The following is a 24,393-nucleotide window of genomic DNA, read 5'->3' on the forward strand; positions in this document are numbered from 1 at the left end:
GAACTAAGTACTGCACAGGCGACCAACGGTAATTGTTGGTGGTACTATTACCGCGCTCGACGTGGCTGCCCCAGATGTAAGAAAATCCGAGAAGCCCCTCGAACCAACACCCAACTCACTCGCTTTCCAAACAGAGCCCGGCCAGCGGTCATGACCGGTCTACCCGCAGCGAACCTCCATCGGCTCCATCTGCTATGTACGCCAGCCCCAAGTCACTTATCGCCAGGTTCGTCTCCCCGGGCACTACCCGTTGGGTCACGCTTGGCCTGTGCCTGTGCGCGACCCTGGTCAGCCTGTGGGTGTATGCCCACGAAGCGCCGCTGCCGATATTTTTGCTGCTGCTCAACCTCGCCGCCCTGGCCGCAGCGGGCCTGCAGCGATGGCGCTCGCGTAAATCGATCAAGTTCCAGCCCCAGGAGTTGGCCGACCGCCTGTTGCAGGTCCAGGAAAACGAGCGTCATCGCCTCAGCCGCGAATTGCACGACGATATCGGCCAATTGCTGACCGCCGCCAAGCTGCAAAGCGATTGGCTGCAGCGCCGCCTCCCGACAGAATTGCAGGAACAGTGCGGCGTACTGTGCAACACCCTCAACGAAACCCTGGCCAAAGTGCGCGACGTGTCGGCCATTCTCAACCCACGGCAACTCACCAGCCTGGGCCTGGAAGCGAGCCTGCGCGCGCACCTGCTCAAGACCCTGGAAAACACCCCGGTGCACTGGAGCCTGGAATGCCAGCAACGCCTGACCGGGATTCCGGAAGAGATGGCCGTGGCAGCCTTCCGTATTACCCAGGAGGCCGTGACCAACATGCTGCGCCACGCCCAGGCGCGCAACCTGCTGGTGCGCCTGCGACGCTTGCCCCAGGGGCTCTCCCTGTTTATCAGCGATGACGGCCAGGGCTTCTCGCCCGCCACCGACCCAGGCCTTGCAGGGCAAAGCGGGATGGCGGGCATGTCCGAGCGCATTGATCAACTGGGCGGCCTGCTGACGGTCAATAGCCAACCCGGCTTTGGCACGCGGATCGAAGCGCTGTTCCCCTGGGCGCCGCGCACCCTCGAGCGGGCCAGTCCCCCTAAGGTTCTAGAGTGACCTGCAATTTACTCCTGGTAGATGACCACGCACTGATCCGCGCCGGCGTGCGCGCGCTGATCCTCGATATCCCCGGCTATGCGGTGATTGGCGAAGCCAACGACGGCGCGCAAGTGCTCGCACAATTCGACGCCTTGCAGCCCGATATCGTCCTGCTGGATTTGTCGATGAAGCACACCAGCGGCCTGGATGCGCTGCAGCAACTCAAGCACGCCTACCCCAAGAGCAAGGTGCTGATCCTTTCGATGCACACCGACCCGCAATTGATCATGCGGGCCCTGGAGGCCGGTGCCCACGGCTACCTGCTCAAGGACACCACCGCCAATGAGCTGGAACACGCGCTGCTGGCACTGCGCAACAACGAGCGCTACCTGAGCCCGGCGATCGCCCACACGGTGATCAACCAGGCCTTGATCCACAGCCAGTCACACCCGGCACCTCCTACACAGCGCCACAACCTGACGGCACGCCAGCTGGAAATCCTGCGCCTGATCGTGCGCGGCAAGTCCACCCGGGAAATCGCCCACGGCCTGGGCCTGAGCATCAAGACCGTGGAAGCCCACCGCTCGCAGATCATGAAGCGCTTGCAGATTTTCGATGTGGCCGGCCTGGTGCTGTTTGCCGTGCGCGAACAAATCATCAGCCTGGACGATTAGCCAGCAACGGCGAATCCACCGGCAAGTGCACCTGCAAGGCCTTGGGCAAGGCGCAAAAACGCAGGTCATCGCCTTTGAGCGGCTCACCATCGAGGTTGATGTCCAACCCTTCGGCCACCTTGATCTCCACCCACGGCAGGCGTGCCCGTACGAACAGGTTGTCCAGGCCCCAGCCGTCGGTCATCAGGCTGCGCAAGGTGCCGACCACTTCCTGGGGCGCGGGCAGGATGCTGATATCCAGCAGGCCATCATCGGCCAGGGCGCCCGGGCACAGCTCATGTCCGCCCCCGGCCTGGCGACCGTTGCCGATGCCCAGGGCCAGCAACTCGCCGCGCCAATGGAAGTCCGGGCCCACCAGTTCCCCATAGGCGGCCCGCAGCTCGCTGAAACGCGACAGGCCGGTGAACAGATAGGCCGCGCCACCCAATACCTTTTTCAGGTCTTCGGAGGTGTTGGCGGTAACCTGGCTGCCAAAGCCGCCGGTGGCCATATTGAGGAACACCTGCCCGCCCACCTCCCCCAGGTCGATGGCTTGCGGCGCCACGTCCAGCAGCTCCAGCGCCAGGCGCGGCTCCAGCGGCACCCCGGCCGCCCGGGCGAAGTCATTGGCGGTGCCCAGGGGCATCAGCACCAGGCTGGCGTCAGTCTTGGCGCGTGCCATGGCCTCGGCCACGTCGCGCAAGGTGCCGTCGCCGCCGCCCGCGATCAGGCGTGTGTAGCCGGCATCCAGGGCTTCACCTACCAAGCGCTGGGCATCGCCGCCCTCCCAGGTGACACGCACCGCCAGCTCCCACCCCTGCTCGCGCTTGCCTTGCACTGCCGCCCGCACGTCTTCGTTGAGGGCTTGCTTGCCGTGCAGAATCAACAGTGCCTTGGGTTTGCTCATGGGGTGAAGCTCCTATCTTTGGAGGGGACCTGAGGGATGTTGACCTTCAGCAGTCAGAAAAAAGCCATTGGGCTGTAAATTAATTCTTCAGCCCAACACTTCACTCAGGGGAATGAAATTCACCCGGTCACCGATGGCCAAGGTGCTGCCCTCCCGTACTTCCACCAAACCCTCGGCCCAGGCGGCGCTGCGCAATACACCAGAACTCTGGTTCTGGTAGATCACCGCCCGCCCTTGCTCCAGGCGCCCGCGCAGGTATTCGCGACGGTTGCCCGGCTTGGCCCAGACGAACCCTACCGGCACCTCGAAACGCAGGGGCTGCACCACCTCGACCCCCTGGCGGCGCAACAGGTATGGCCGTGCCAACAGGGCGAACGTGACCAGGGTGGACGCCGGGTTCCCCGGCAGACCGATCACCGGCACGCCGCGGAAGTGGCCGAATGTCAGCGGTTTGCCAGGCTTGATCGCCAGCTTCCACAAGGCCAGTTCGCCCTCCTCGCGCAGTGCGATACCGAGGAAATCCGCCTCTCCCACCGAGACCCCGCCAGTGGACAAAATCAGGTCCACCGAACCCAGTGCGCCGAGGCGGGTACGGGTCAGCTCCAGGTCATCGGGCAGGATACCCGCGTCGATCACCTCGCAACCCAGGCGTTGCAACCAGCTGCACAACACCCGCCGGTTGCTGTTGTAGATCTGCCCCGGCCCCAACGGCAGGCCGGGCTCGATCAATTCATCGCCCGTCGACAGCACCGCCACACGCACGCGCCGCACCACCGCCAGGCCGTCGCGCCCCAGGGAGGCCGCCAGGCCCAGTTCAATCGGGCCGAGCCGCGTACCCGCCGTCAGGACTTCTTCGCCGACCGTAGTCTCCTGGCCCTTGGGCCGGATGTTTTGCCCCACGTGCAGCGCCTGGGTGAAGCGCACGCGCTGGTCGGCTTGCACCTCGGCGTTTTCCTGCATTTCTACGCAGTCAGCGCCTTGCGGGACCGGGGCGCCGGTGAAGATCCGCGCGCAGGTCCCCGCCGCCAGGGGCTCCGGGGCTTGCCCGGCGAAAATACGCTGGCTCACCGGCAGCGGCTCACCCGTCCAATCGGCAGTGCGCAAGGCGTAGCCGTCCATCGCACTGTTGGGCCAGGGCGGCAGGTCAAGGGTGGAGACCAGCGCCTCAGCCAATACGCGCCCGTCGCACTCAGCCAATGGCAGGTATTGCTGCTCACGGATTGGCGCGGCCTCGGCCATGTTCAACAAGCGCTCAAGTGCTTCTTCTACCGGCATCAACGCGCCGGTCTTTCCCGGCTTATCCACGGGATTCACACGGTTCGGCCAGCTTGAGGTGCGGCACAAAATTGCACGGGCGATGGCGGGCATCCAGTTGTTCGGCGAGAATCCCGTCCCAACCGGTACGCACCGCGTTGGTGGAGCCCGGCAGGCAGCACACCAGGGTGCCATTGGCCAGGCCGGCCAGGGCGCGGGACTGCACGGTGGAGGTGCCGATATCAGCCACCGAGATCTGCCGGAACAGCTCGCCAAACCCATCCACCTGCTTGTCCAGCAGGCAACTGACAGCTTCCGGGGTGCTGTCGCGGCCGGTAAAGCCGGTACCGCCGGTGATCAACACCACTTGCACCACGTCCTCGGCGATCCAGTGCGCCACTTGCGCACGGATTTTGTAGAGGTCATCTTTGAGCAGTACCCGCTCGGCCAGGCGGTGGCCGGCCGCGAGCAGGCGGTCAACGAAGACTTGCCCGGAGGTATCGGTTTCCAGGGTGCGGGTATCGCTGACGGTCAGTACAGCGATGTTAAGAGGTACGAAAGGCGCATCAGCCTTGGCTTTCATGGCTCGGTCCGATTGTCTAAGAAACAGCCCGATGTTATATCACAGGCCCCTATTTCACTGCCTGCGCGGAGCCGTCATGCCATTCAATTCTTCGCCCCTGCCCTGCTCGATCCTGTTGCTGGCCGGCGGTCGCGGCCAGCGCATGGGCGGCCAGGACAAGGGCCTGCTCGACTGGCACGGGCAACCGCTGATTGCTCACCTGCACCAGTTGGTGCGGCCGTTGACCGATGACTTGATCATCTCCTGCAACCGCAACCAGGTGCAGTACGCTGCCTATGGCGACCAGTTGGTAAGCGACGACAGTCCTGACTTCCCGGGCCCCTTGGCCGGTATCCGCGCCGGGCTGGCCGCCGCGCGCCATGAACATCTATTGATCTTGCCCTGTGATGTGCCGCACATCGATGGGCAGTTGCTGGCAGACCTGCTCGACACCGCACGGCAGCACCCACAGGTGCCGGTGATGATCCGCCATGGCGAGTTCTGGGAGCCTTTGCTCTGCGTCATACCGACGCGCCTGCGCGGTGATGTGGAGCGCGCCTGGCAGGCTGCAGAGCGCAGCCCGCGCCAGATCCTGCTGAAACTGGGGGCAAAGGCGCTCGAATGCGCCGAAAACGATCCGCGCCTGGCCAACCTCAATACACCAGAGTTGTTGCACCCACGCCCCGGCGTGTCAGAATGAGTGCTAGAACAAGGAACTTTGCCGACGTTGCACACGTCACAAGGTCAGAACTCAACACAGCATTACTCTCGGAGAAGACTCATGACTCAACGGACCATCGCCGCTCTCATGCTTGCACTGGGCCTTGCCACCCTCGCCGGTTGCGCCTCGCCAACAGTGATCACCCTGAATGACGGTCGCGAAATCCAGGCTGTCGACACCCCTAAATTCGATCAGGATTCGGGCTTCTACGAATTCGAACAACTGGATGGCAAGCGTACCCGCATCAACAAGGATCAGGTTCGCACCGTTAAAGACCTGTAAGTCTTAACGCCAGATACAACAAAGCCCGCTTTTGAGCGGGCTTTGTTGTATCTGGCGCGTGGGAAATATCACCAGTCCAGCACGATTCTGCTGCTGAAACTGCGCTGCTCGCCGGTTACCGGGTCGATAAACCGCACACCCTGGGCCAGCAACTTGAGCGGGTTGGCGTAGTCATCCACGGCATCCTTGATGACCTCGGGATAAAACGGGTCGTTGCAGATGCTCGCGCCCAGCGCCGTCATATGCACGCGCAGTTGATGTTTCTTGCCGGTCACCGGAAACAGGCCATAGCGCCACAGGTCGCCGTTTTTTTCGCGCACCTGCACCGCCGTTTCCGTGTTGCTTGCACCGGGCCCTTCCTGCATGCGGAAGAACGGTTCGCCCTCCACCAGGCGACTCTTGTGCACCAGCGGGAATATCAGCGCAGGCAAGGCCGGGGCAATGGCTTCGTAGATTTTATCGATCTGGCGGGTGGGGAACAGTTGCTGATACGCCGAGCGGCTTTGCGGGTTGGCCGAGAACAACACCAGCCCTGCGGTATGACGATCAATGCGATGCAACGGCACCAGCGACGGGTTATCCAGGCTACGGATCAGGCGGCGCAGTAAAGTCTGCTCGACATATTCGCCGGCGGGCGTCACTGGCAGGAAGTGCGGCTTGTCGGCCACCACCAGATGCTCATCGGCGTACAGGATGGTTTCCTGCACCGGGATCGGTTTTTCATCCGGCACTTCGCGAAAGTAGTGGATGCGCAAGCCTTCCTTGTAGGCCAGGTCCACGCCGATGGGCTGGCCGTTGCCATCCAGCACCCGGCCACGGGCGATGCGGTCCAGCCACTGCTCGCGGCCGATGGCGCGAAAATGCTCGCACAGGCAATCGAGTACCGTCACCCAGGGGCCAGGCGGCAGATACAAGGTACTGGCTTGGTTCTGGGCAGCGGAAAAACCGGTATCGGACATGCGTACGCTCAAGGCCTGGAAACAAAGGGGGCATTATCCCCCAGAAGCTCAAGCCCTGACCAATTCGGCCCGCAACACCGGCGAAGCACTGGCAGCCTCGGTGAATTCCTTGAGCCAGCGCAGCACGTCCACCGCCTCCCAGCGGCCAGGGTCGTACAAGGCATACAGCAAGCCTTGGTACCCCACCACGTCCAGTTGCTTGTGATAACCGGCGCGCTGGAACAATGCTTCGATTTCGGCAAAGCAGGTATTGAAATGCACTTTGTTGAACGGCGTCTTGCCTTCCGTGACCAGGCCATCGAGCCGCAGCTCATTCACAGCATCGCGCACGACGTCGACGGACATGCGGTTGACGCTGCTTTTCAGTTGTTCGACATTCACCACGGGCGTTCCCTCTCACTCAATCGCTGTACAAACATACAGTAACCGAATAATCAGCAACCTACCATGGGGATGGCGCTAGATTAGAAAGGCGACCACCTGTTCAGTGTCGAACGGCCAACCCAGTTCCGCCCCGGTATCCACCCGGCGAAGCACCGGAATACTTAGGCCGTAGGCTTCGAACAGTGCTTCGGAATCAGCGATATCCACCAACTCGACCAACAGCCCATGTTCGACCAACGGCATGATTTCATCTTCGGCAAGCTCACACAGATGGCAGCCCAGGGTGCCGAACAACTGGCATTCAGGAGGCATGATGTACAGACCCGATAAGAAACAGGTCCTCATTCTAGGCCGCGGGAAAAACCTCGTCGAGTCATGCCAAAGACCTGATCCAGATCACCATGGCCTATAACTGATTCAGCGATTCTCGCGGCTTTTTTCCTGCAACACCCCGACGGAGATGTCTGTGTTTGCCAACCTGCTGATCATTCTTGCCTCATCCCTGGTCGTCATTGCACTGTTCCGCCGGCTGCAACTGCCGCCAGTGCTCGGCTACCTGTGCGTGGGCCTGGCCGTCGGGCCAACCGCCCTGGACTGGGTCAATGACAGCGAAGACCTGCCAGACCTCGCCGAACTGGGCGTGGTGTTCCTGCTGTTTTCCCTGGGCCTGGAGTTTTCCCTGTCCAAGATGCTCAGCCTGCGCCGGGTGGTGTTTGGCCTCGGCAGCCTGCAAGTGTTGTGCTGCGCCGTAGTGCTGGGCGCCTTGCTACTGTTGATGGGCATGTCGCCGGTGGCCGCATTGCTGCTGGGGGCAGGGCTCGCGCTGTCATCCACCGCGATTGTGAGCAAGGAGCTGACCAGCCTGGGGGAGATTTTCAGTAGCCATGGGCAAAACGCAATAGGCGTGCTGTTGTTCCAGGACGTGGTCGCGGTGCTGTTGCTGACCCTGGTGCCGGTGTTCGCCGGCAGCAGCGAGCAGGCCTGGTACTGGGCTCTGCCGCTGACCCTGGGCAAGACCGTGGTGCTGTTCCTCGGCCTGCTGCTTGCAAGCCGTTGGCTGCTGCCGCGCCTGTTCCACGAAGTGGCCGCCTCGCATTCGGCGGAGCTGTTCGTACTGCTGGCCCTGGTGATCGTGCTACTCACGGCCTGGCTCACGCACCTGCTGGGCCTGTCGCCGGCCCTCGGCGCGTTCCTGGCGGGCATGCTGCTGGGGGAAAGCCATTACCGGCACCAGATCGAAGCGGATATCCGACCGTTTCGCGACATTCTCCTGGGGCTGTTCTTTGTCAGTATCGGCATGCTGATCGACTTGCAGCTGTTCATCAGCCACAGCCTGCAGATCCTCGGGCTGACCCTGGCGCTGATGTTGATCAAGGGCTGCATCGTCGCCGCGCTGGTCAAGCTGCGCGGCAGCGACAGCGAAACCGCCTGGCGCAGTGGCCTGGCGCTGGCTCAGGGCGGCGAGTTCTGCTTTGCGCTGATGGCGCAGATGCAATTGAGCAATATGCTGCCCGGCGAAATCAGCAGCCTGCTACTGGCAGCGACGTTCTGCTCCATGCTGCTCACGCCCTTGCTGCTGCGGGCCGCGCCCGCGATCGCGCTGCGCCTGCATCGCAAACCCAACCAGCAAGTGCAACTGGAGGCCATCACCGCGCTCAATGCTGAGCTACGCGGGCATGTGGTGATCTGCGGCTATGGCCGGGTCGGTCAATCCATCGGGCGCTTCCTGCGCCGTGAACAACAAGCGTTCATTGCCCTGGACGATGACCCCGAGCGCGTGCAGGAAGCCTCCACCGAGGACAGCAGCGTGCATTATGGTGATTGCCGGCGCGGTGCCTTGCTCAGCGCCGTCGGCCTGGAGCGCGCGCGCCTGGTGGTGATTGCCGTGGACAATAGCGACGTGGCCCTGGCGGTGCTCAAGGAAGCACGGCGGATCAACCATAAAGTGCCGATCCTGGTGCGCACCCGCGACGACAGCCAGTTGACTGAACTGAAAGCCGCCGGGGCCAGTGAAGTGGTGCCCGAGCTACTGGAGTCAAGCCTGATGCTCGCCTCGCACGCGATGATCATGCTCGGCCTGCCCGACCAGCAGGTGCGCGACCGGGTCGACGAAGTGCGGCGCAACCGCTACCGCTTGCTCCACGGTTTCTACCAGCACACCGACGACAACCGTGCAGACCCGATCAATCCTGACTGACGGCGCCAATCTTATGGATCGACAAGTCCGCGCCGTAGTACTCCTCTTCCTGGCTCAAGCGCAGGCCGCAGATGCGCTTGAGCACGCCGTACACCAGCAACCCGCCAGCCAGGGCCACCACCACTCCCAGGGCGGTGCCGATCAACTGGCTGATCAGGCTTACGCCGCCCAACCCACCCAAGGCGCTCTGGCCGAAAATCCCGCAGGCAATCCCGCCCCACACGCCACACAGGCCATGCAGCGGCCAGACACCCAGCACATCATCGATCTTCCACCGGTCCTGGGCCGCGATAAAGCACCAGACGAACAAGCCGCCAGCCACCACACCGGTAACCAGCGCGCCCACCGGATGCATCAGGTCGGAGCCCGCGCAGATCGCCACCAGCCCGGCCAACGGGCCGTTGTGCAGGAAGCCCGGGTCATTACGCCCGATCACCAGTGCCGCCACGGTGCCGCCCACCATGGCCATCAGCGAATTGACCGCCACCAACCCGCTCACCTCGGACAAGGTCTGCGCGCTCATGACGTTGAAACCGAACCAGCCGACGATCAATATCCACGATCCCAGCGCCAGGAACGGGATGCTCGAAGGCGCGAACGCCACCAGGCGCCCATCGCGATAGCGACCCTGGCGTGGGCCCAGCAGCAACACCGCCGCCAGCGCCAGCCAACCACCCATGGCGTGCACCACCACGGAACCGGCAAAGTCGTGGAACGTCGCACCAAAGGTCGCCAGCAACCAGGCTTGCAGGCCGAAGTTGCCATTCCACACCATGCCCTCGAAAAACGGGTAGATGAACGCCACGATCAACGCCGTGGCACACAGCTGTGGAACAAAGCGCGCCCGCTCGGCAATCCCCCCGGAGATGATCGCCGGGATGGCCGCTGCGAAGGTCAGCAGGAAGAAGAACTTCACCAGGCCGTAGCCATGGTCGGCACTGAGCACCGCGGCCGGCTGCATAAAGCTGACCCCATAAGAGATCCAATAGCCTATAAAGAAATAGGCCAGGGTCGAGACCGCAAAGTCACTGAGGATTTTCGACAACGCGTTGACCTGGTTCTTCTGCCGTACCGTCCCGACTTCCAGGAACGCGAAGCCGGCATGCATCGCCAGGACCATCACCGCGCCGATCAGAATAAACAGCGTATTGGAGCTGTGGACCAAGGTGTCCACCGCGCTTTGCACATTTTCCATGGGGATTGGCAGGCCTGCAGTTGAGGAAAAAGCACCAAAGCAGTTCATCGCCCTACGATCGCGCACTAAATTGGCACTGCGTGCTCTACCCTTCTACAGAGGATATGAACCGCTTTGGCGCGACGACTGTTGAAGACAGCAATGACTTGCGGGTTTTTCCACGGGTTTTAGTGATTTAGGGTAAGGTTTTTCAAGGCTTTGGCCGAAACCGCCCGCATTGCGCGCAAACCTTTGGGCTGGCGCACCATGGCAAAGCAAAAGCTGTACCAGACAATTGCAGTGAACCTTCAGCAATGCCGGCGACTCTCAAGCAAAACCCCGTTCAAGCACCAGACAGCCACTCACGGAGATAACCATGGCCAGAAAAACGGCGAAGACTGCTCAAGAAATACTGATGGAAGATTTCCAGACCCTGGTCAGCGACACCGAAAAGCTGCTGGATGACACCGCGATTCTGGCCGGTGACCAGGCTGATGAACTGCGCTCGAAGATCCACGACAGCCTGCTGCAGGCCCGGGAAACCCTGAAATTGACCGAAGATTCCCTGCGCGAACGCGGCAAGGCGGCGGTCACCGCCACCGAGGATTATGTACAGGCCAACCCTTGGCAATCCGTTGGCATCGCTGCCGGCGTGGGCTTTCTGATCGGCCTGCTGGCTACAAGGCGCTAATCATGTCTATCGGCGAAACCGGCTCGTCCACGGGCCCAAGTTCCTCATCGCGGCGCCTCGGCGCGGCTGTCCTGGGCTTGCTGCACAGCCATGTCGAGCTGTTCGGCATCGAGTTGCAGGAACAGAAGGCACGCACCGTCAGCCTGCTGCTGTTTGCCGGACTGGCACTGGTGTTCGCCCTGTTGCTGCTGGTGGGGTTGTCGGCGCTGGTCATGATCCTGGTCTGGGATACCTATCGCCTGACCGGAATCATCAGCCTATGCGTGTTTTACGTACTCGCCGCAGCGTTCTGCGGGTTGCGCTTGAAGGCCGCGGTGTTCGATGAATCCACGCCTTTCCACGCCACCCTCGAAGAGTTGGCCAATGACCGGGAGCGCCTGCTGCCATGAGCCTGACTGAACTGCCGCAAACCAATTCCCGGCGGGAAATGCGCAAGGCCTTGATCCGCCTGCGCATGGAAATGCACCGCCAGGAAATTCGCCACGAGTCCCAGCAATTGCTGCTGCCCTTGCAAAAGGTGCGCAACCTGGGCCAAAGCTGGCAGGACGGGTTCGGGATCAAGCATGCGCCGCTGTGGGGCGTCGCCGCTGTGACCCTGCTGGGATTCTTCACCGGCAAAGGCGCCAAGGGTGGCAGCATCGGCACCATGACCCGCCTGGTAAGGCTCGGTGCGGGGCTGATCCCCTTGATCAAGCTCGCGATGCAGGGTGCCTCCCGCAAGTCCTGAGACAATTGGCTGCATTCTTGCAAACGGATCAGGCCCGGTTCCCTCCCTACAGGTACCGGGCTTTTTTCATGCCGAAGCACCCTAAGGAGGCTCTGTGATTGACGGGCAACCGCTCGCCTGTTTCCAACCATTTATTGACACCGCCACCGGGCGCATTGCCGGGGTGGAAGCACTGGGCCGCCTGCGCCAGGCAGATGGCCAACTGCACTCGGTCGGCCCCCTGTTCGCCGATGCCCGCACGCCCACTTCGGCGCTGCGGCGCCTGGATCGCAAGATCCGCGACAACGCCCTGAGCCGCCTGCATGAGGCGCCTGAAGACTGGTTCATGAGCCTCAATATCTCGCCACGCTGGATCACCCTGCTGCGACCGGGTCAAGCCCTGCCCAGCCTGAAACAGCTACAAGCCCATGACGTCGATCCAAAGCGCATCGTGTTTGAGATCACTGAACTGGGAGGCGACAGCCAGCGCCTGGCCGAGGTCGTCGCCCGCTACCGCGAGGCGGGAGCGCGGATTGCCATTGATGACTTTGGCGCCGGGTATTCCCAACTGGATCGGGTCCTTGCCCTGCGCCCGGATATCCTCAAGCTGGATATGCGCCTGTTCCAGGCAGCGGCCCTCGGCGGACCCAGCGGTGAGGTGGTGCGCGCCCTGGCGCAAATGGCGGAAAAAACCGGATGCTGGATCATTGCCGAAGGCGTGGAAACCGAAGCGCAACTGCGCTTTGCCCTTGAATGTGGCGCACGGTATGTCCAGGGCTACCTGTTTGCCCAGGCGCAACTGGAGTGGTTCGCCGCCGACGCATTCGTCCCGCGTTTCGCCGTGCTGCGCCAGGCTTACGTGCAGCACAAACTGGCCGAGCGCGGGCGAATCATGCTGCTGCGCCAGCAACTGATCGAACTGATGCAGATCCTGCAAGGCTGGGCGCTGGCCCAGGAGCCTCTCAGTCAATTGCCCTGGCTGCCGGGCTTTCCCCGGCTGCTGCGGTTTTATCAGTGCGATCGCCACGGCACCCAACTGACCCCCAACTTCGAGTGGCGCCAGGATGCCTGGCAAGCCGACAGCCACTACCTGGGCCACAACTGGTCATGGCGCCCTTACTTCTATCACCTGCTGGCCGAAGGTTGGGAGGAACGCCGTTTGATTCTGTCCAGTACCTACCGCGATGCCACGACCAATCAATACTGCCTGACAGCAGGACAATTCTTCGATAACGGTCAGCGCCTGCTGTTAATCGATATTGACGCCGCCGGCCTGTAGTTTTTCGCTTGCTCCAGGCCCGCCGAACCGGGAAGCTGGGGGTCGACATTCATCCCACGGAGAGCCCTCGCCTTGGATTGGCCTACCCTGCTTACCCGCGAACGCCTTGGAAAACCGCTGCACAGCCCAGAAGAGCTGGGCCGCAGCCCGTTTCACAAAGACCATGACCGGATCATCTTCTCCGGGGCCTTTAGGCGCCTGGGCCGCAAGACCCAGGTCCATCCGGTGACCAGCAACGATCATATCCACACCCGGCTGACCCATTCGCTGGAAGTCAGTTGCGTGGGGCGCTCCCTGGGCATGCGCGTGGGCGAAACCATTCGCAGCGCCCTGCCTGACTGGTGCGACCCCAGCGACCTGGGCATGGTGGTGCAATCGGCCTGCCTGGCCCATGACATCGGCAACCCGCCGTTCGGCCATTCCGGCGAAGATGCAATCCGCCACTGGTTCCAGCAGGCAGCCGGCCGTGGCTGGCTGGACGACATGAGCAGCGCCGAGCGCAATGACTTCCTCAATTTCGAAGGCAACGCGCAAGGGTTCCGCGTGCTGACGCAATTGGAATATCACCAGTTCGACGGCGGTACGCGCCTGACCTACGCCACCCTGGGCACCTACCTCAAATACCCATGGACCGCCCGCCACGCCGACTCCCTGGGCTACAAGAAACACAAGTTCGGCTGCTACCAGAGCGAATTGCCGATCCTTGAACAGATCGCCCAGAAACTCGGCCTGCCGCAACTCGAGGAACAACGCTGGGCACGCCACCCACTGGTGTACCTGATGGAGGCCGCCGACGACATCTGCTACGCCTTGATCGACCTGGAAGACGGCCTGGAGATGGACTTGCTGGAGTACGCCGAGGTCGAGTCGCTGCTGCTGAACCTGGTGGGCGATGACCTGCCGGAAACCTACCGGCAACTGGGGCCCCAGGACTCCAGGCGACGCAAACTCGCGATCCTGCGGGGCAAGGCCATCGAGCACCTGACCAACGCCGCCGCGCGGGCGTTCGTCGAGCAACAGCAGGCGCTGCTGGCCGGGACCCTGCAAGGCGACCTGGTGGAACATATGCATGGCCCGGCCAAACGTTGTGTACTGAATGCCAAGGACATGGCACGCAAGAAAATCTTCCAGGACAAGCGCAAGACCCTGCATGAGATCGGCGCCTACACCACCCTGGAGATCCTGCTGAACACCTTCTGCGGCGCTGCCCTGGAACAGCATGGCGGCCGTACTCCATCCTTCAAGAATCGACGCGTCCTGGATTTGCTGGGCAACAGCGCACCCCATCCTGACTGGCCGCTGCATCGCTCATTCCTGCGCATGATCGACTTCATCGCCGGCATGACCGATAGCTACGCCAGTGAGATGGCCCGGGAAATGACCGGGCGCTCCTACCCTCAATGACCCATGGCCCAGGCAGGTTTTCCTGCCTGGGCGCTTGCCTCGAAGAATCGACCTACGCAAGCACCAGAGCAGCCTGATCGAATTTGCCCCAACACCCGATGAATAATCACCCCTCTCTTATCCACCCCAGCGCTCAGCTCCTACATTCACGCAAACCCAAGATAGCCCGACGTCTTGCTCACAGGGCAAACAGACACAGGCACTGGCTGGCATCTTTGCACCTACAGCTACTTCCACGGAACTTCCTATGCCCGAACGACAATTGCGCATCCTGCTGGTGGAAGATCACCCGTTTCAACTCCTGGCCATTCAGTGCCTGCTCAAGAGTTTCGGCTACGACCAACTGACACCCGCCGCAAATGCCGAGCAGGCAATCAAGTTGATGCGTACAACCGAGGTCCCCTTCGACGTGATGTTATGTGACCAATGCCTGCCCGACCTCACCGGGTTGGAGCTGGTGGAGATAGCCAGCCATGCAGGCTTTGTCAAAAGTGCTGTATTGCTAAGTGGCCTGCCCGCCCTCGAACTGGAATATTTGAAAACCCTGGCAATACAACGTGACTTGCGCCTGCTTGGATATTTGGCTAAGCCCTTGAACAAAGAAGCCTGGATCGAATTGATCAACCAATCAGCGCTAGCCCACGACTAACGAGTCCCCATCTGGCATTTACCCCCAAATCACCCGGCAAAGCTGAAGTACCCTACTGCATCAACATACCGAGAGCTGCCAAAGTAACTTTTCAAAATTTAACGTAGGACATTAAACGCATTCACAAATGAAATATCGCCCCCATCCCTCTTACAAATAACACTGCACAGCTTTCAAACCTTTCACCTAGGAAACTCTTACAACACGGCCAACAAAGCCTTAGCGCGTTGTAGTCCAATACCTTTTTTATGGTAGGAATTTTCCTGTTTTATATCTGCTCAGCCTTCCCTTCATGCTCCTACCCTACCTTCTGAGCTAATGTGCGCGCTTATTTGCACTAGTATGGAATTGGCTCATGAATACAGTCTTTATTATTGACGACCACCCGGTTATTCGACTTGCAATCCGAATGTTGCTGGAACATGAAGGTTACAAAGTTGTCGGCGAAACAGATAACGGTTGTGATGCAATACAAATGGTCCGCGAATGTCTGCCAGACCTTATCATACTTGATATCAGCATCCCCAAGCTCGACGGACTGGAGGTTCTCTGCAGGTTCAATGCAATGAGTACTCCAATGAAAACGTTGATTCTGACCGCCCAGTCCCCGACACTTTTTGCCACACGCTGCATGCGTTCAGGAGCCGATGGTTATGTCTGCAAAGAAGGTGATCTGAGTGAACTACTAAGTGCCATCAGGGCTGTACTTTCAGGTTACAACTATTTCCCAAGTCAAGCATTGAACACCACCGGCGCCGAACTCGGCGAAAATGAAGAACTGAATCTTTTCAAGTCAGTCAATGACCGAGAACTTATGGTCTTACAACTTTTTGCACAAGGCCGTACAAACAAGGAGATTGCCAAAGGTATGTTCCTCAGCAATAAAACTGTCAGCACTTATAAAAAACGACTAATGCAAAAACTCAAGGCCAAGTCCTTGGTAGAACTTATCGAGATGGCAAAACGCAACGCGTTAGTGTGAGAAACAGGATGCCAAGGCGTTTAAAGGACTATCTAATCATTTTGAGTGCCGGGCTGTGCTTGAGTACAGCCGTGTCAGCCACTCAAACCGCTCCAGAACGCTACTCATTGCTGAGTCGTGCCGGTACCGTTCAGTTGGACACCCAACTGAACCCCACGCAGCGCCAATGGCTACAAAACAAACGTGAGTTGGTGCTGGGAACCTCGACACCCGACTACCCGCCCTTCGACATAACCGCCAGCGGCCACGATTACGAAGGTATTACTGCCGACTACGCGGGGATCCTGGCCAAAGCCCTGGCATTGCCCGTCACGGTGTTGCGCTACCCCTCGCGGGAGGCGGCCATCCAGGCGCTGGAAGACGGGAAAATCGACTTGCTGGGCAGCGCCAACGGATTTGAAGCGAGCAACGCCGACATTGTCCTGTCAACGCCCTACGCGGTCGACCAGCCGGTACTGGTCACCCGTGACGCAGAAACCCGCCCGCTCAATGACGGGCTGGCGGGCATGCGCTTGAGCCTTGTCTACCACTACCTGCCGCTAAAGGACGTCGAAGCGCTGTACCCGAATGCGATCATCCAGGTCTATCCGTCTTATTTGAATGCGCTGAACGCCGTGGCCTTCGACCAGGCCGACGTGTTCCTCGGCGATACTATTTCCACCCATTACATGATCAACAAGGGCTACCTGAAGAACATCCGCATGGCCACTTTCGGCAAGCACGAAGCCTACGGCTTCAGCTTTGCCATACACCGCAACCAGCAAACCCTGCTGGGCATCGTCGATGCGGTCCTGGCAGGCGTAGGGACCTACGAGCGGGAAAACATCGCCAAACGCTGGAGTGCGGGTAGCGATATCCTGTTGACCGACCACAAGCTGCAGTTGAGCCAACGTGAAGAGCGCTGGCTTAAGGACCACCCGGTGGTAAAAGTGGTCATCAACGGAACCCTCGCGCCACTGACGTTCATCGATTCCGACGGCCAGTTGCGTGGCATGACCGCTGACCTGCTGGAGTTGATACGGCTACGCACGGGCTTGCACCTGGAGTTCCAGAACACCCGTAACGTCAACCAAATGATCGAGCAGGTCGAAAACGGCAACGCCGATATTATTGCCGCCATCAGTCCCAGCCGCGAACGCGAAGCCAAGCTCGACTTCAGCCGTCCCTACCTGCAGAACTCCTACGTTCTACTGACACGCAAGGAGCCTGGAGCGCCCTCGACTCTTGAGCAACTAGCGGGAAAAAAACTCGCGATCACCGAAGGCAACCCCTTGGTGGACTATCTGCGCCGGGAGTATTCGCAGATCACCCTGGTGGAGGCCAGCGATACCTTCAAGGCCTCGGAAATGCTGGCCCAGGGGCATGTGGATGGGGCCGTCAACTCGTTGGTTGTCGCCAACTACTTCCTCTCATCCCATTTCTTCCAGGGCCAATTGCAGATCAGTTCGAGTATCGGTACACAACTGGCCTCGTTCTCCCTGGCCACCTCACGCAGCGCCACCGAACTGGCCTCGATCCTCGACAAGGCACTGCTGAGCATCGCGCCGGATGAACTTGGGGTGATCAACAACCGCTGGCGTGGCTACACAGCCGCATCCGACAGCTACTGGCGCAACTACCACCGCTTGATTATCCAGATCATCAGCGCCGCCGGGCTGCTGCTGCTTACATCCCTGGCCTGGAACGGCTATATGCGCCGGCAAATCAAGCACCGGCAGATGGCAGAGCGGGCCCTGAGCGATCAATACGAGTTCATGCGTGCCCTGGTCAATGAAACCCCGCACCCGATCTACGTGCGCGATCGCAACGGTTTGCTGCAGACCTGCAATGACAGTTACCTGCAGGTCTTCGGCGTCAAGCGCGAGGAGGTCATCGGCAAGAGTGTCATGCAGAGCAGCCTGGCCAGCGAGGCGCAAGCCAACCAGTATCATGCCGACTATCTGCGGGTGGTGGCCGAAGGCAAGCCGCTGATCGTTGACCGCCCGCTGCATATTCGCGGGCAACACCTGACGATCTACCACTGGATCCTGCCTTACCGTAACTCCGTTGGTGAGGTCCAGGGCATCATCGGCGGCTGGATCGACATCAGCGAACGTCGCCAATTGTTCGATGACCTGCGCGCAGCCAAGGACCGCGCCGATGAGGCCAATCGCGCGAAAAGCACGTTCCTGGCAACCATGAGCCATGAGATCCGCACCCCCATGAACGCGGTGATCGGCATGCTGGAGTTGACCCTCAAGCGTGCCGACCACGGGCACCTGGACCGCCCGGCCATCGAGGTGGCCTACAACTCGGCCAAGGACTTGCTGGAGTTGATTGGCGATATTCTCGACATCGCGCGCATCGAGTCGGGCCGCCTGAGCCTGGCGCCGGAGCGCGTCAACCTGCGCGAACTGATCGAGTCGGTAGTGCGGGTGTTCGATGGCCTGGCACGCCAGAAGAATCTCAACCTGCTGTTGGCGTTCAATCCCGGCGTCGACGAGCGTGACGTGCAGATCGATCCGCTGCGCTTCAAGCAGATCCTCTCCAACCTGGTGAGCAACGCCATCAAGTTCACCGAACAGGGCGAGGTGAAGATCAAGGTGGATATCCAGGCCACCGGGCAGCCGCAGCAAATCCAGATGAAACTGGTGGTCGAGGACACCGGCATCGGTATCAGCCGCGACGACCAGCAACGCCTGTTCGAACCTTTTTCCCAGGCCGACAATTCCGGGCACCTGGCCAGGAGCGGCGCGGGTCTTGGACTGGTGATCTGTCGCAGCCTGTGCGAGATGATGGGCGGGCAACTGGCCTTGAGTAGCGTGCCCAGTGTCGGCACCCAGGTATTTGTCTCGCTGCAGATGACCAGCCTGGCACCTGCCTACCCGCTGATCGAGCTCAAGCCTGCGCCCCAGGATGCGGCGGCAATCCTGAATGTGCTGGTGGTGGACGACCATCCGGCCAACCGCCTGCTCATGTGCCAGCAACTGGGCTTCCTCGGGCACCGGTTCACCGCGGTCCAGCACGGCGCGGCGGGGTTCCAGGCCTGGCGCCAGGAACACTTCGACCTGATCATCGCCGACTGCAACATGCCGGTCATGAATGGCTATGAACTGGCCCGTGCGATCCGTGAACATGAACAACGGGAAAACATGCCGCCCTGCATCATCCTGGGCTTCACCGCCAATGCTCAGCCGGAGGAAAAACAGCGCTGCCGGGATGCGGGGATGAGTGACTGCCTGTTCAAGCCCATCAGCCTTACGACACTGGAGCGCCACCTGGCCGAGATCACCCCGCTGGCGCCAGCGCGGATCTTCGACCTCGATAGCCTGAACGCCCTGACTGGCGGAGATCCGTTGTTAAGCCGGCGCCTGCTGGAAGAACTGTTGAGCAGCAGCCGTCGTGATCGCGAGGAACTGATGGCATTGCTCGCACAAGGCGCTCACCAGGACCTGATCGACCAGGCCCATAAGATCAAGGGCGCCGCCAGGATCGTCCAGGCCCGCACGCTGGCCGAGCAATGCGAGATGCTGGAGCAGGCTGGCGAGGATGCGGATCGGGCCCAACTGGCCATCTGGGTCAAGGCCATCGAAAACGCCATGTTCGATCTTGAGCAAGTGCTTCAAGAGCAACTGGATACCCTCACCCTGTAGGAGCCGGTTTGCCGGCGATGGGCGCTAACGAAGACGTGGGGCACCTGAGACCCCCACGCCATCGCAGGCAAGCCAGCTCCCACAGGCAATGCAGCTCATTCAGCAGGCAGTCAACCGCAGAAAAATTGCCGCCAGCCGCTCAATGCCCGCCTGATCCTCAGGCCTGAAACGCGCCAGCTTCGGACTGTCCAGGTCCAGCACCCCAATCAACCTCCCATCCTTGACCAAGGGCACCACCAACTCGCTGTTGGAAGCACTGTCACAGGCAATATGCCCAGCAAACGCATGTACATCCTCCACCCGCTGGGTTTGCCGCGAAGCCGCCGCCGCACCACACACCCCTCGACCAAACGGAATCCGTACACACGCGATCTGCCCCTGGAAAGGCCCGAGGACTAGTTCCTCATCACGGTTGAGATAAAAGCCCGCCCAGTTCAAGTCATCGAGTTGGTTGAACAGGAACGCCGAAAACTGCGCCGCGTTGGCGATAAAGTCACGCTCATCGGCCAGCAGCGATTCCAGTTGCGCACAAAGCATGGCGTAGCCATCAAGGCCGCTGCCCGCCTTCTGTAAATCGATCATGGCTGGCGCTCCAGCAATTTAAGGCCCACCCAGTACCGGGCGAATTGGTAGGCGCACCGGCCGTTGCGATTGCCGCGACCCGTGGCCCAGCGCACCGCAAGGATGTCGAGGGCTTCATCGCGCTGCCACTGCAAACCTGCCTTGTTCGCCAGCTCGCCGATCCAGTGCTCCACCACGTCCAGGAAGTGTTCCTGGGTGAACGGGTAGAACGACAACCACAGGCCAAAACGGTCGGACAAGGCGATCTTGTCTTCCACCGCCTCACTGGGATGCAACTCACCATCCACACGTTTCCAGTTGTCGTTGTCGCTCTGGTTTTCCGGCACCAGGTGACGACGGTTGGAGGTCGCGTACAGCAACACGTTTTCCGGGGCCTGCTCCAGCGAGCCGTCGAGCACGCTCTTGAGCACACGGTAGTCGCCTTCGCCAGCCTCGAACGAGAGGTCATCGCAGAACAGGATAAAACGCTGCGGCAGCTTGAGCAGTTGCTCGACCACACGCGGCAGATCGGCCAGGTGGTCACGCTCGATTTCGATCAGGCGCAAGCCGGCCTTGGCATGCTGAGCCAGCAAGGCGCGGACCATCGACGATTTGCCCGTGCCACGCGACCCCCAGAGCAACGCATGGTTGGCGGGCAGGCCGTCAAGAAACTGCTGGGTATTGCGCGCCAACTGCTCGCGCTGTTTGTCGACACCGATCAGGTCGGACAGGCGCATATCCAGGCTGACTTCCAGGGGCAGTAAAAAGCCGCTGCGCCCCTCGCGCTGCCAGCGGGCCGCCAGGCAGTGGTTCCAGTCAACCGCCACGCGAGGTGCGGGCAACAGGGGTTCCAGACGAGCAAGCACCGCATCGGCCCGCTCAAGAAAGGCATTCAATCGAGAATCCATGACTATTCCTGTGGCAAGTTCTTGAAAAAGATGGCGTATTGGCAACCCTGACGCAGTTGCCAGACGGCTGCACCTTAAAAAACGATTCATACCGGGCAAGGCTGGCGCTGAGGATGTTCAGCTATGCTTGCCGGGCGAAGGGAAACGTGAAGTGGCTCAGCACCCAATGGATATCAAGTTCGCCCACCGCTTGTCTTATAAACAAGCCAGACTGACTGTGCTGGTTGGTTTCGTGTTGGGAACCTTACTCAGCCTGATCCAAATCGGCATTGATTATGCCAGCGAAGACGCGTCCATCAACCGTGAAATACACGCGCTGCTTGAAATCAGTCACAACCCCGCCTCACGTATTGCCTACAACATCGACGCCGAACTGGCCCAGGAGTTGACCCTGGGCCTGCTGCACTCCCCCGCCATCACGCGGGCACAGTTGGTCGACAACAATGGCCTGGTGCTGGCTGACGTTGATCGGCCCCGCAAGGAGAGCAGCTACCGTCCTATCAGCGACTTTTTGTTCGGCGCCAACCGCCAGTTCGAAGACCGCCTGTACCTCACCCATATGCCCGGCGAGTCCCTCGGCGTGTTACGCCTTGACGTCGACACCTACGCATTCGGCAGCCGATTCCTACGTCGAGCAGAGATCACCCTACTCAATGGCTTTGCCCGTAGCCTGATCCTGACCGGCATCCTCCTAGGCCTGTTCTACGTGATGCTGACCCAGCCCCTGGTGCGGATCATCCGTGAGTTGAGCACCCGCAGCCCCGGCAGCGCGCCCCTGGCTCGCCTGGATTGCCCGCCGGGGCACGAACATGATGAGATCGGCGTGCTGGTCAACGTCGCCAACCAACAGTTCGAGAACATGGAGACCGAAATCCAGCAGCGGCGCCACGCCGAGGACCGCCTGACCGAGTACCTTGGCCAGTTGGAAGACATTGTTTCGGCGCGTACCACCGAACTCAAGGCGATCAACCACCGGCTAAGCCAATCCAACGAAGAGCTGGAGGCCTCGAAAATCAACGCCCTGGGCATGGCCCAGGCGCGTGCGGCGTTCCTTGCCAACATGAGCCATGAAATCCGCACCCCGCTCAATGGGCTGCTTGGCATGATCGCGCTGTCTCTGGACAGCGCGCTGAACGCCGAGCAGCGCCAACAATTGTCGATCGCCCATGACTCCGGCAAGGTTTTGGTAGAACTGCTCAACGATATTCTCGACCTGTCCAAGTTTGACGCCGGGCAACTGGAACTCGAAAGCATCCCCTTCGACCTCGGCTCGCTGGTGGAAGACACCGCCAACCTGTTGTCGCAGAACGCTGCGCCCAGCGTGGAGTTGACCTGCCTGATCGATCCGCAGTTTCCTGCCCAGGTCGTGGGTGATCCGACGCGGGTCCGGCAGATTGTCAGTAACCTGCTGTCCAATGCCTTGAAGTTCACCCGGTTCGGTCGCGTCGATGTGCGCCTCAGTGCGCAACCCGACGGCGTGCGCATCGAAGTGTGCGACACCGGCATCGGCATTGCGCAGGAAGCCCAGGCGCGGATCTTCAAACCCTTCACCCAGGCGGGCGCCGGCATTACCCGCCAGTTTGGCGGGACCGGCCTGGGGTTGGCGCTGACCCACAATCTTTGCGAAGCCATGCGCGGTCGGCTGACCATCAGTTCGGAAACCGGCTTCGGCAGCCAGTTCTGCGCCGAACTGCCACTTCCTGCACACACCCCAGCGACACGACTGGCGCCATTGAGCGGTGAAGTCGCGGTGATTACCGGGGCCAGCAGCGGGCTGGCAGAACTGCTGCACACCCTGTTGCCGCACTGGGGGCTGACGCCGCACTGCTACACCATCGACGATGACTTGACGGGCCTGGCACCGGACATCCTGATCACCGACTGCCCCGAATGCCTGTTCCGCCTGCGGCCGACCGTCAGCGCTCCGATCCTGCTGGTCACCGCCTACGGCAATTTCATGCCCAGCGAAGAAGTGGCCGCCCTGGCACCGCTGCAACAGCAGGCGCGCCCGCTGAGTCGCACGGCGCTGTATCAGGTCTTGCACCGTACCCTGCGCGCCGACAGCGAAATCGTCCTCGACCTGGCCCAATTGGAGACCAGCCCGGTTGCCCATCGGGCGCGCATCCTCTTGGTGGAGGACAACCCGGTCAATCAACTGGTGGCCAAGGGCATGCTCGGCAAGCTGGGCTGCGAGGTGGTGGTCGCGGCCCATGGCGGCGAGGCGCTGAAGCAGCTGGAAGAACAACGTTTCGATATGGTGCTGATGGACTGCAACATGCCGGTCATGGATGGCTACGAGGCGAGCCGGCAGATTCGCCGCAGCGGGCGCTGGCCGCAGCTGCCGATCGTCGCGCTGACCGCCAATGCCCTGGCCGAGGAACGCGAACGGTGCCGGGCCGCCGGCATGAACGACTACCTGGCCAAACCCTTTCGCCGCGAAGAACTCAACGCCCTACTCGACCTCTGGGTGCCGACTACGACAAATCTGTGATCTGCCGGAGCAACTGGTCCAGGCCATGGCGCAGGGTATCTGCCTGGCTCAGGTCCACGCCGCTGTCGCACAACAGGCGAGCCTTCAGCGGCTGGACGCGCTCACGCAGCGCCTGGCCCGCTTCGGCAAGGCTCAAGTGCACTTCACGCTCATCATGGGTACTGCGCCGGCGCGTGATCAACGTCAGTTGCTCCAGGCGCTTGAGCAGCGGCGTCAACGTCCCGGAATCGAGCAACAGCCGTTCCCCCAGCGCCTTGACCGTCGGCTGCGGCGGGGCAGCGGCATGCCACTCCCACAACACCAACATCACCAGATATTGCGGATACGTCAGGCCCAACTGGTCGAGCATTGGCTTATAGGCTCGTGTCACCGCCCGGGAGGCGGCGTACAGCTTGAAGCACAACTGGTCATCCAGGGCCAGGGATACGGCAGGCAAGTCAGTCATTTGAGCAGCGCTTCGATCTCTTGGGTCAATTCCTGGGGTTTGGTGGTCGGGGCAAAACGCTGGACCACCTGGCCGTCGCGGCCGATCAAGAACTTGGTGAAGTTCCACTTGATGCCCTTGGAACCCAGCAGGCCCGGCGCGCGCTGTTTGAGTTGCACAAACAGCGGATGGGCCTCGCCCCCGTTGACATCGACCTTCTTGAACAGGGGGAAACTGACGCCGAAATTCAGCTCGCAAAACTCGGAAATAGCCCCCTCGTCACCCGGCTCCTGCTTGCCGAACTGGTTGCACGGGAAGCCCAGCACCACCAGGCCCTGGTCTTTGTACTGCTGCCAGAGCTGCTCCAGGCCTTTGTACTGCGGAGTGAAGCCGCATTTGCTGGCGGTGTTGACCACCAGGATCGCCTTGCCGGCGAAATCCGCCAGGGTCTTTTGCTCGCCCTTGATGGTGGTGCAAGGGATGGACAGCAGGTTATCGCTCAT

The 24,393-nt window shown here is 61.0% G+C and carries 25 protein-coding genes; 14 read left to right on the top strand and 11 right to left on the bottom strand.

What is annotated here, in order from left to right; all coding sequences use genetic code 11:
- The first annotated feature begins 194 nt into the window (after positions 1 to 194).
- Together ACSSVH_RS16580 and ACSSVH_RS16585 are read left to right on the top strand one after the other, a co-directional pair.
- Positions 195 to 1,088, top strand: a complete 894-nt coding sequence (locus ACSSVH_RS16580) for a sensor histidine kinase (RefSeq protein ID WP_170042827.1) — start codon at positions 195 to 197, stop codon at positions 1,086 to 1,088.
- Positions 1,085 to 1,744 carry a response regulator gene (locus ACSSVH_RS16585; protein ID WP_169952586.1) on the top strand — a complete coding sequence of 220 codons (660 nt, stop codon included), beginning with the start codon at positions 1,085 to 1,087 and terminating at the stop codon, positions 1,742 to 1,744. Before ACSSVH_RS16580 ends, ACSSVH_RS16585 begins: the two co-directional genes overlap by 4 nt.
- Here the strand turns inward: ACSSVH_RS16585 and yegS are convergent.
- From yegS to moaB, 3 genes are all read right to left on the bottom strand, one after another.
- Positions 1,728 to 2,630, bottom strand: a complete 903-nt coding sequence (gene yegS / locus ACSSVH_RS16590) for a lipid kinase YegS (RefSeq protein WP_169952589.1) — start codon at positions 2,628 to 2,630, stop codon at positions 1,728 to 1,730. The genes ACSSVH_RS16585 and yegS overlap by 17 nt on opposite strands.
- An 87-nt stretch (positions 2,631 to 2,717) precedes the next feature.
- The gene (locus ACSSVH_RS16595) at positions 2,718 to 3,944 is read right to left on the bottom strand and encodes a molybdopterin molybdotransferase MoeA (RefSeq protein WP_492633498.1); all 1,227 of its coding nucleotides are present in this window, start codon (positions 3,942 to 3,944) and stop codon (positions 2,718 to 2,720) included.
- Complete coding sequence (moaB, locus tag ACSSVH_RS16600; RefSeq protein WP_029298095.1) at positions 3,928 to 4,467, bottom strand: molybdenum cofactor biosynthesis protein B; 540 nt, start codon at positions 4,465 to 4,467, stop codon at positions 3,928 to 3,930. Before moaB ends, ACSSVH_RS16595 begins: the two co-directional genes overlap by 17 nt.
- Positions 4,468 to 4,543: 76 nt before the next feature.
- On the opposite strand from moaB, the gene mobA reads away from it, so the two are divergent.
- Positions 4,544 to 5,146, top strand: a complete 603-nt coding sequence (gene mobA, locus ACSSVH_RS16605) for a molybdenum cofactor guanylyltransferase MobA (protein ID WP_492633499.1) — start codon at positions 4,544 to 4,546, stop codon at positions 5,144 to 5,146.
- A gap of 81 nt (positions 5,147 to 5,227) precedes the next feature.
- A complete protein-coding gene (locus ACSSVH_RS16610) occupies positions 5,228 to 5,449 on the top strand; it encodes a YgdI/YgdR family lipoprotein (protein WP_029298091.1) in 222 nt (73 codons plus the stop codon).
- Positions 5,450 to 5,517: 68 nt separating this feature from the next.
- Here the strand turns inward: ACSSVH_RS16610 and ACSSVH_RS16615 are convergent, their stop codons facing one another.
- The 3 genes from ACSSVH_RS16615 to ACSSVH_RS16625 form a co-directional block, all read right to left on the bottom strand.
- Complete coding sequence (locus tag ACSSVH_RS16615; RefSeq protein ID WP_492633500.1) at positions 5,518 to 6,408, bottom strand: pseudouridine synthase; 891 nt, start codon at positions 6,406 to 6,408, stop codon at positions 5,518 to 5,520.
- Between the two features lie 48 nt (positions 6,409 to 6,456).
- Complete coding sequence (locus tag ACSSVH_RS16620) at positions 6,457 to 6,792, bottom strand: transcriptional regulator (protein WP_169952600.1); 336 nt, start codon at positions 6,790 to 6,792, stop codon at positions 6,457 to 6,459.
- 75 nt (positions 6,793 to 6,867) lie between these two features.
- Entirely contained in the window at positions 6,868 to 7,104 is a 237-nt protein-coding gene (locus ACSSVH_RS16625; protein ID WP_169952603.1) for a glutaredoxin family protein, read from the bottom strand.
- A 148-nt stretch (positions 7,105 to 7,252) separates the two neighbouring features.
- On the opposite strand from ACSSVH_RS16625, the gene ACSSVH_RS16630 reads away from it, so the two are divergent.
- On the top strand, positions 7,253 to 8,989 hold the full coding sequence (locus tag ACSSVH_RS16630; RefSeq protein WP_492633501.1) for a cation:proton antiporter: 1,737 nt from the start codon (positions 7,253 to 7,255) through the stop codon (positions 8,987 to 8,989).
- Here ACSSVH_RS16630 and ACSSVH_RS16635 read toward each other — a convergent pair.
- Entirely contained in the window at positions 8,976 to 10,184 is a 1,209-nt protein-coding gene (locus ACSSVH_RS16635) for an ammonium transporter (RefSeq protein WP_492633502.1), read from the bottom strand. The two genes, ACSSVH_RS16630 and ACSSVH_RS16635, sit on opposite strands and share 14 nt — an antisense overlap.
- Before the next feature lie 355 nt (positions 10,185 to 10,539).
- Here ACSSVH_RS16635 and ACSSVH_RS16640 point away from each other — a divergent pair, with 355 nt between their 5' ends.
- The 8 genes from ACSSVH_RS16640 to ACSSVH_RS16675 all read left to right on the top strand — a co-directional run bounded on the left by ACSSVH_RS16640 (position 10,540) and on the right by ACSSVH_RS16675 (position 19,506).
- The gene (locus tag ACSSVH_RS16640; RefSeq protein ID WP_029298079.1) at positions 10,540 to 10,854 is read left to right on the top strand and encodes an ElaB/YgaM/YqjD family protein; all 315 of its coding nucleotides are present in this window, start codon (positions 10,540 to 10,542) and stop codon (positions 10,852 to 10,854) included.
- Positions 10,855 to 10,856: 2 nt separating this feature from the next.
- The gene (locus tag ACSSVH_RS16645; RefSeq protein ID WP_169952610.1) at positions 10,857 to 11,243 is read left to right on the top strand and encodes a phage holin family protein; all 387 of its coding nucleotides are present in this window, start codon (positions 10,857 to 10,859) and stop codon (positions 11,241 to 11,243) included.
- The gene (locus ACSSVH_RS16650; protein WP_170042825.1) at positions 11,240 to 11,581 is read left to right on the top strand and encodes a hypothetical protein; all 342 of its coding nucleotides are present in this window, start codon (positions 11,240 to 11,242) and stop codon (positions 11,579 to 11,581) included. The genes ACSSVH_RS16645 and ACSSVH_RS16650 overlap by 4 nt, the downstream gene beginning before the upstream one ends.
- Before the next feature lie 94 nt (positions 11,582 to 11,675).
- Positions 11,676 to 12,839, top strand: a complete 1,164-nt coding sequence (locus ACSSVH_RS16655) for an EAL domain-containing protein (RefSeq protein WP_492633503.1) — start codon at positions 11,676 to 11,678, stop codon at positions 12,837 to 12,839.
- Positions 12,840 to 12,911: 72 nt separating this feature from the next.
- Complete coding sequence (locus ACSSVH_RS16660; RefSeq protein WP_169952616.1) at positions 12,912 to 14,243, top strand: deoxyguanosinetriphosphate triphosphohydrolase; 1,332 nt, start codon at positions 12,912 to 12,914, stop codon at positions 14,241 to 14,243.
- A 247-nt stretch (positions 14,244 to 14,490) separates the two neighbouring features.
- A complete protein-coding gene (locus tag ACSSVH_RS16665) occupies positions 14,491 to 14,892 on the top strand; it encodes a response regulator (protein ID WP_169952618.1) in 402 nt (133 codons plus the stop codon).
- Between the two features lie 355 nt (positions 14,893 to 15,247).
- Positions 15,248 to 15,874 carry a response regulator transcription factor gene (locus ACSSVH_RS16670; protein WP_169952620.1) on the top strand — a complete coding sequence of 209 codons (627 nt, stop codon included), beginning with the start codon at positions 15,248 to 15,250 and terminating at the stop codon, positions 15,872 to 15,874.
- A gap of 8 nt (positions 15,875 to 15,882) precedes the next feature.
- Positions 15,883 to 19,506, top strand: a complete 3,624-nt coding sequence (locus ACSSVH_RS16675; protein WP_432754403.1) for a transporter substrate-binding domain-containing protein — start codon at positions 15,883 to 15,885, stop codon at positions 19,504 to 19,506.
- A 99-nt stretch (positions 19,507 to 19,605) separates the two neighbouring features.
- Here the strand turns inward: ACSSVH_RS16675 and ACSSVH_RS16680 are convergent, their stop codons facing one another.
- Entirely contained in the window at positions 19,606 to 20,088 is a 483-nt protein-coding gene (locus ACSSVH_RS16680; RefSeq protein WP_169952624.1) for a GAF domain-containing protein, read from the bottom strand.
- A complete protein-coding gene (locus ACSSVH_RS16685; protein ID WP_170057063.1) occupies positions 20,085 to 20,975 on the bottom strand; it encodes an ATP-binding protein in 891 nt (296 codons plus the stop codon). Before ACSSVH_RS16685 ends, ACSSVH_RS16680 begins: the two co-directional genes overlap by 4 nt.
- A gap of 166 nt (positions 20,976 to 21,141) precedes the next feature.
- Here ACSSVH_RS16685 and ACSSVH_RS16690 point away from each other — a divergent pair, with 166 nt between their 5' ends.
- Positions 21,142 to 23,466: a hybrid sensor histidine kinase/response regulator gene (locus tag ACSSVH_RS16690; protein ID WP_169952863.1), complete on the top strand. Its 2,325-nt coding sequence runs from the start codon at positions 21,142 to 21,144 to the stop codon at positions 23,464 to 23,466.
- On the opposite strand, the gene ACSSVH_RS16695 is transcribed toward ACSSVH_RS16690, so the two are convergent.
- Both ACSSVH_RS16695 and ACSSVH_RS16700 read right to left on the bottom strand, forming a co-directional pair.
- Positions 23,450 to 23,911, bottom strand: coding sequence for a MarR family winged helix-turn-helix transcriptional regulator (locus ACSSVH_RS16695; protein WP_169952628.1), 462 nt, complete (start codon positions 23,909 to 23,911; stop codon positions 23,450 to 23,452). The genes ACSSVH_RS16690 and ACSSVH_RS16695 overlap by 17 nt on opposite strands.
- On the bottom strand, positions 23,908 to 24,393 hold the full coding sequence (locus ACSSVH_RS16700; protein ID WP_169952630.1) for a glutathione peroxidase: 486 nt from the start codon (positions 24,391 to 24,393) through the stop codon (positions 23,908 to 23,910). The genes ACSSVH_RS16695 and ACSSVH_RS16700 overlap by 4 nt, the downstream gene beginning before the upstream one ends.

The organism is Pseudomonas sp. HC1(2025), from assembly GCF_058742075.1.

Coding starts and splice junctions, on each gene's coding strand:
- ACSSVH_RS16645 (WP_169952610.1), top strand. CDS start 10,857: ATGTCTATCGGCGAAACCGGCTCGTCCACGGGCCCAAGTTCCTCATCG.
- ACSSVH_RS16680 (WP_169952624.1), bottom strand. CDS start 20,088: ATGATCGATTTACAGAAGGCGGGCAGCGGCCTTGATGGCTACGCCATG.
- ACSSVH_RS16615 (WP_492633500.1), bottom strand. CDS start 6,408: ATGTCCGATACCGGTTTTTCCGCTGCCCAGAACCAAGCCAGTACCTTG.
- yegS (WP_169952589.1), bottom strand. CDS start 2,630: ATGAGCAAACCCAAGGCACTGTTGATTCTGCACGGCAAGCAAGCCCTC.
- ACSSVH_RS16580 (WP_170042827.1), top strand. CDS start 195: ATGTACGCCAGCCCCAAGTCACTTATCGCCAGGTTCGTCTCCCCGGGC.
- mobA (WP_492633499.1), top strand. CDS start 4,544: ATGCCATTCAATTCTTCGCCCCTGCCCTGCTCGATCCTGTTGCTGGCC.
- ACSSVH_RS16700 (WP_169952630.1), bottom strand. CDS start 24,393: ATGAGCGATAACCTGCTGTCCATCCCTTGCACCACCATCAAGGGCGAG.
- ACSSVH_RS16610 (WP_029298091.1), top strand. CDS start 5,228: ATGACTCAACGGACCATCGCCGCTCTCATGCTTGCACTGGGCCTTGCC.
- ACSSVH_RS16640 (WP_029298079.1), top strand. CDS start 10,540: ATGGCCAGAAAAACGGCGAAGACTGCTCAAGAAATACTGATGGAAGAT.
- ACSSVH_RS16625 (WP_169952603.1), bottom strand. CDS start 7,104: ATGCCTCCTGAATGCCAGTTGTTCGGCACCCTGGGCTGCCATCTGTGT.
- ACSSVH_RS16630 (WP_492633501.1), top strand. CDS start 7,253: ATGTCTGTGTTTGCCAACCTGCTGATCATTCTTGCCTCATCCCTGGTC.
- ACSSVH_RS16695 (WP_169952628.1), bottom strand. CDS start 23,911: ATGACTGACTTGCCTGCCGTATCCCTGGCCCTGGATGACCAGTTGTGC.
- ACSSVH_RS16635 (WP_492633502.1), bottom strand. CDS start 10,184: ATGGAAAATGTGCAAAGCGCGGTGGACACCTTGGTCCACAGCTCCAAT.
- moaB (WP_029298095.1), bottom strand. CDS start 4,467: ATGAAAGCCAAGGCTGATGCGCCTTTCGTACCTCTTAACATCGCTGTA.
- ACSSVH_RS16675 (WP_432754403.1), top strand. CDS start 15,883: ATGCCAAGGCGTTTAAAGGACTATCTAATCATTTTGAGTGCCGGGCTG.
- ACSSVH_RS16665 (WP_169952618.1), top strand. CDS start 14,491: ATGCCCGAACGACAATTGCGCATCCTGCTGGTGGAAGATCACCCGTTT.
- ACSSVH_RS16650 (WP_170042825.1), top strand. CDS start 11,240: ATGAGCCTGACTGAACTGCCGCAAACCAATTCCCGGCGGGAAATGCGC.
- ACSSVH_RS16670 (WP_169952620.1), top strand. CDS start 15,248: ATGAATACAGTCTTTATTATTGACGACCACCCGGTTATTCGACTTGCA.
- ACSSVH_RS16690 (WP_169952863.1), top strand. CDS start 21,142: ATGGATATCAAGTTCGCCCACCGCTTGTCTTATAAACAAGCCAGACTG.
- ACSSVH_RS16685 (WP_170057063.1), bottom strand. CDS start 20,975: ATGGATTCTCGATTGAATGCCTTTCTTGAGCGGGCCGATGCGGTGCTT.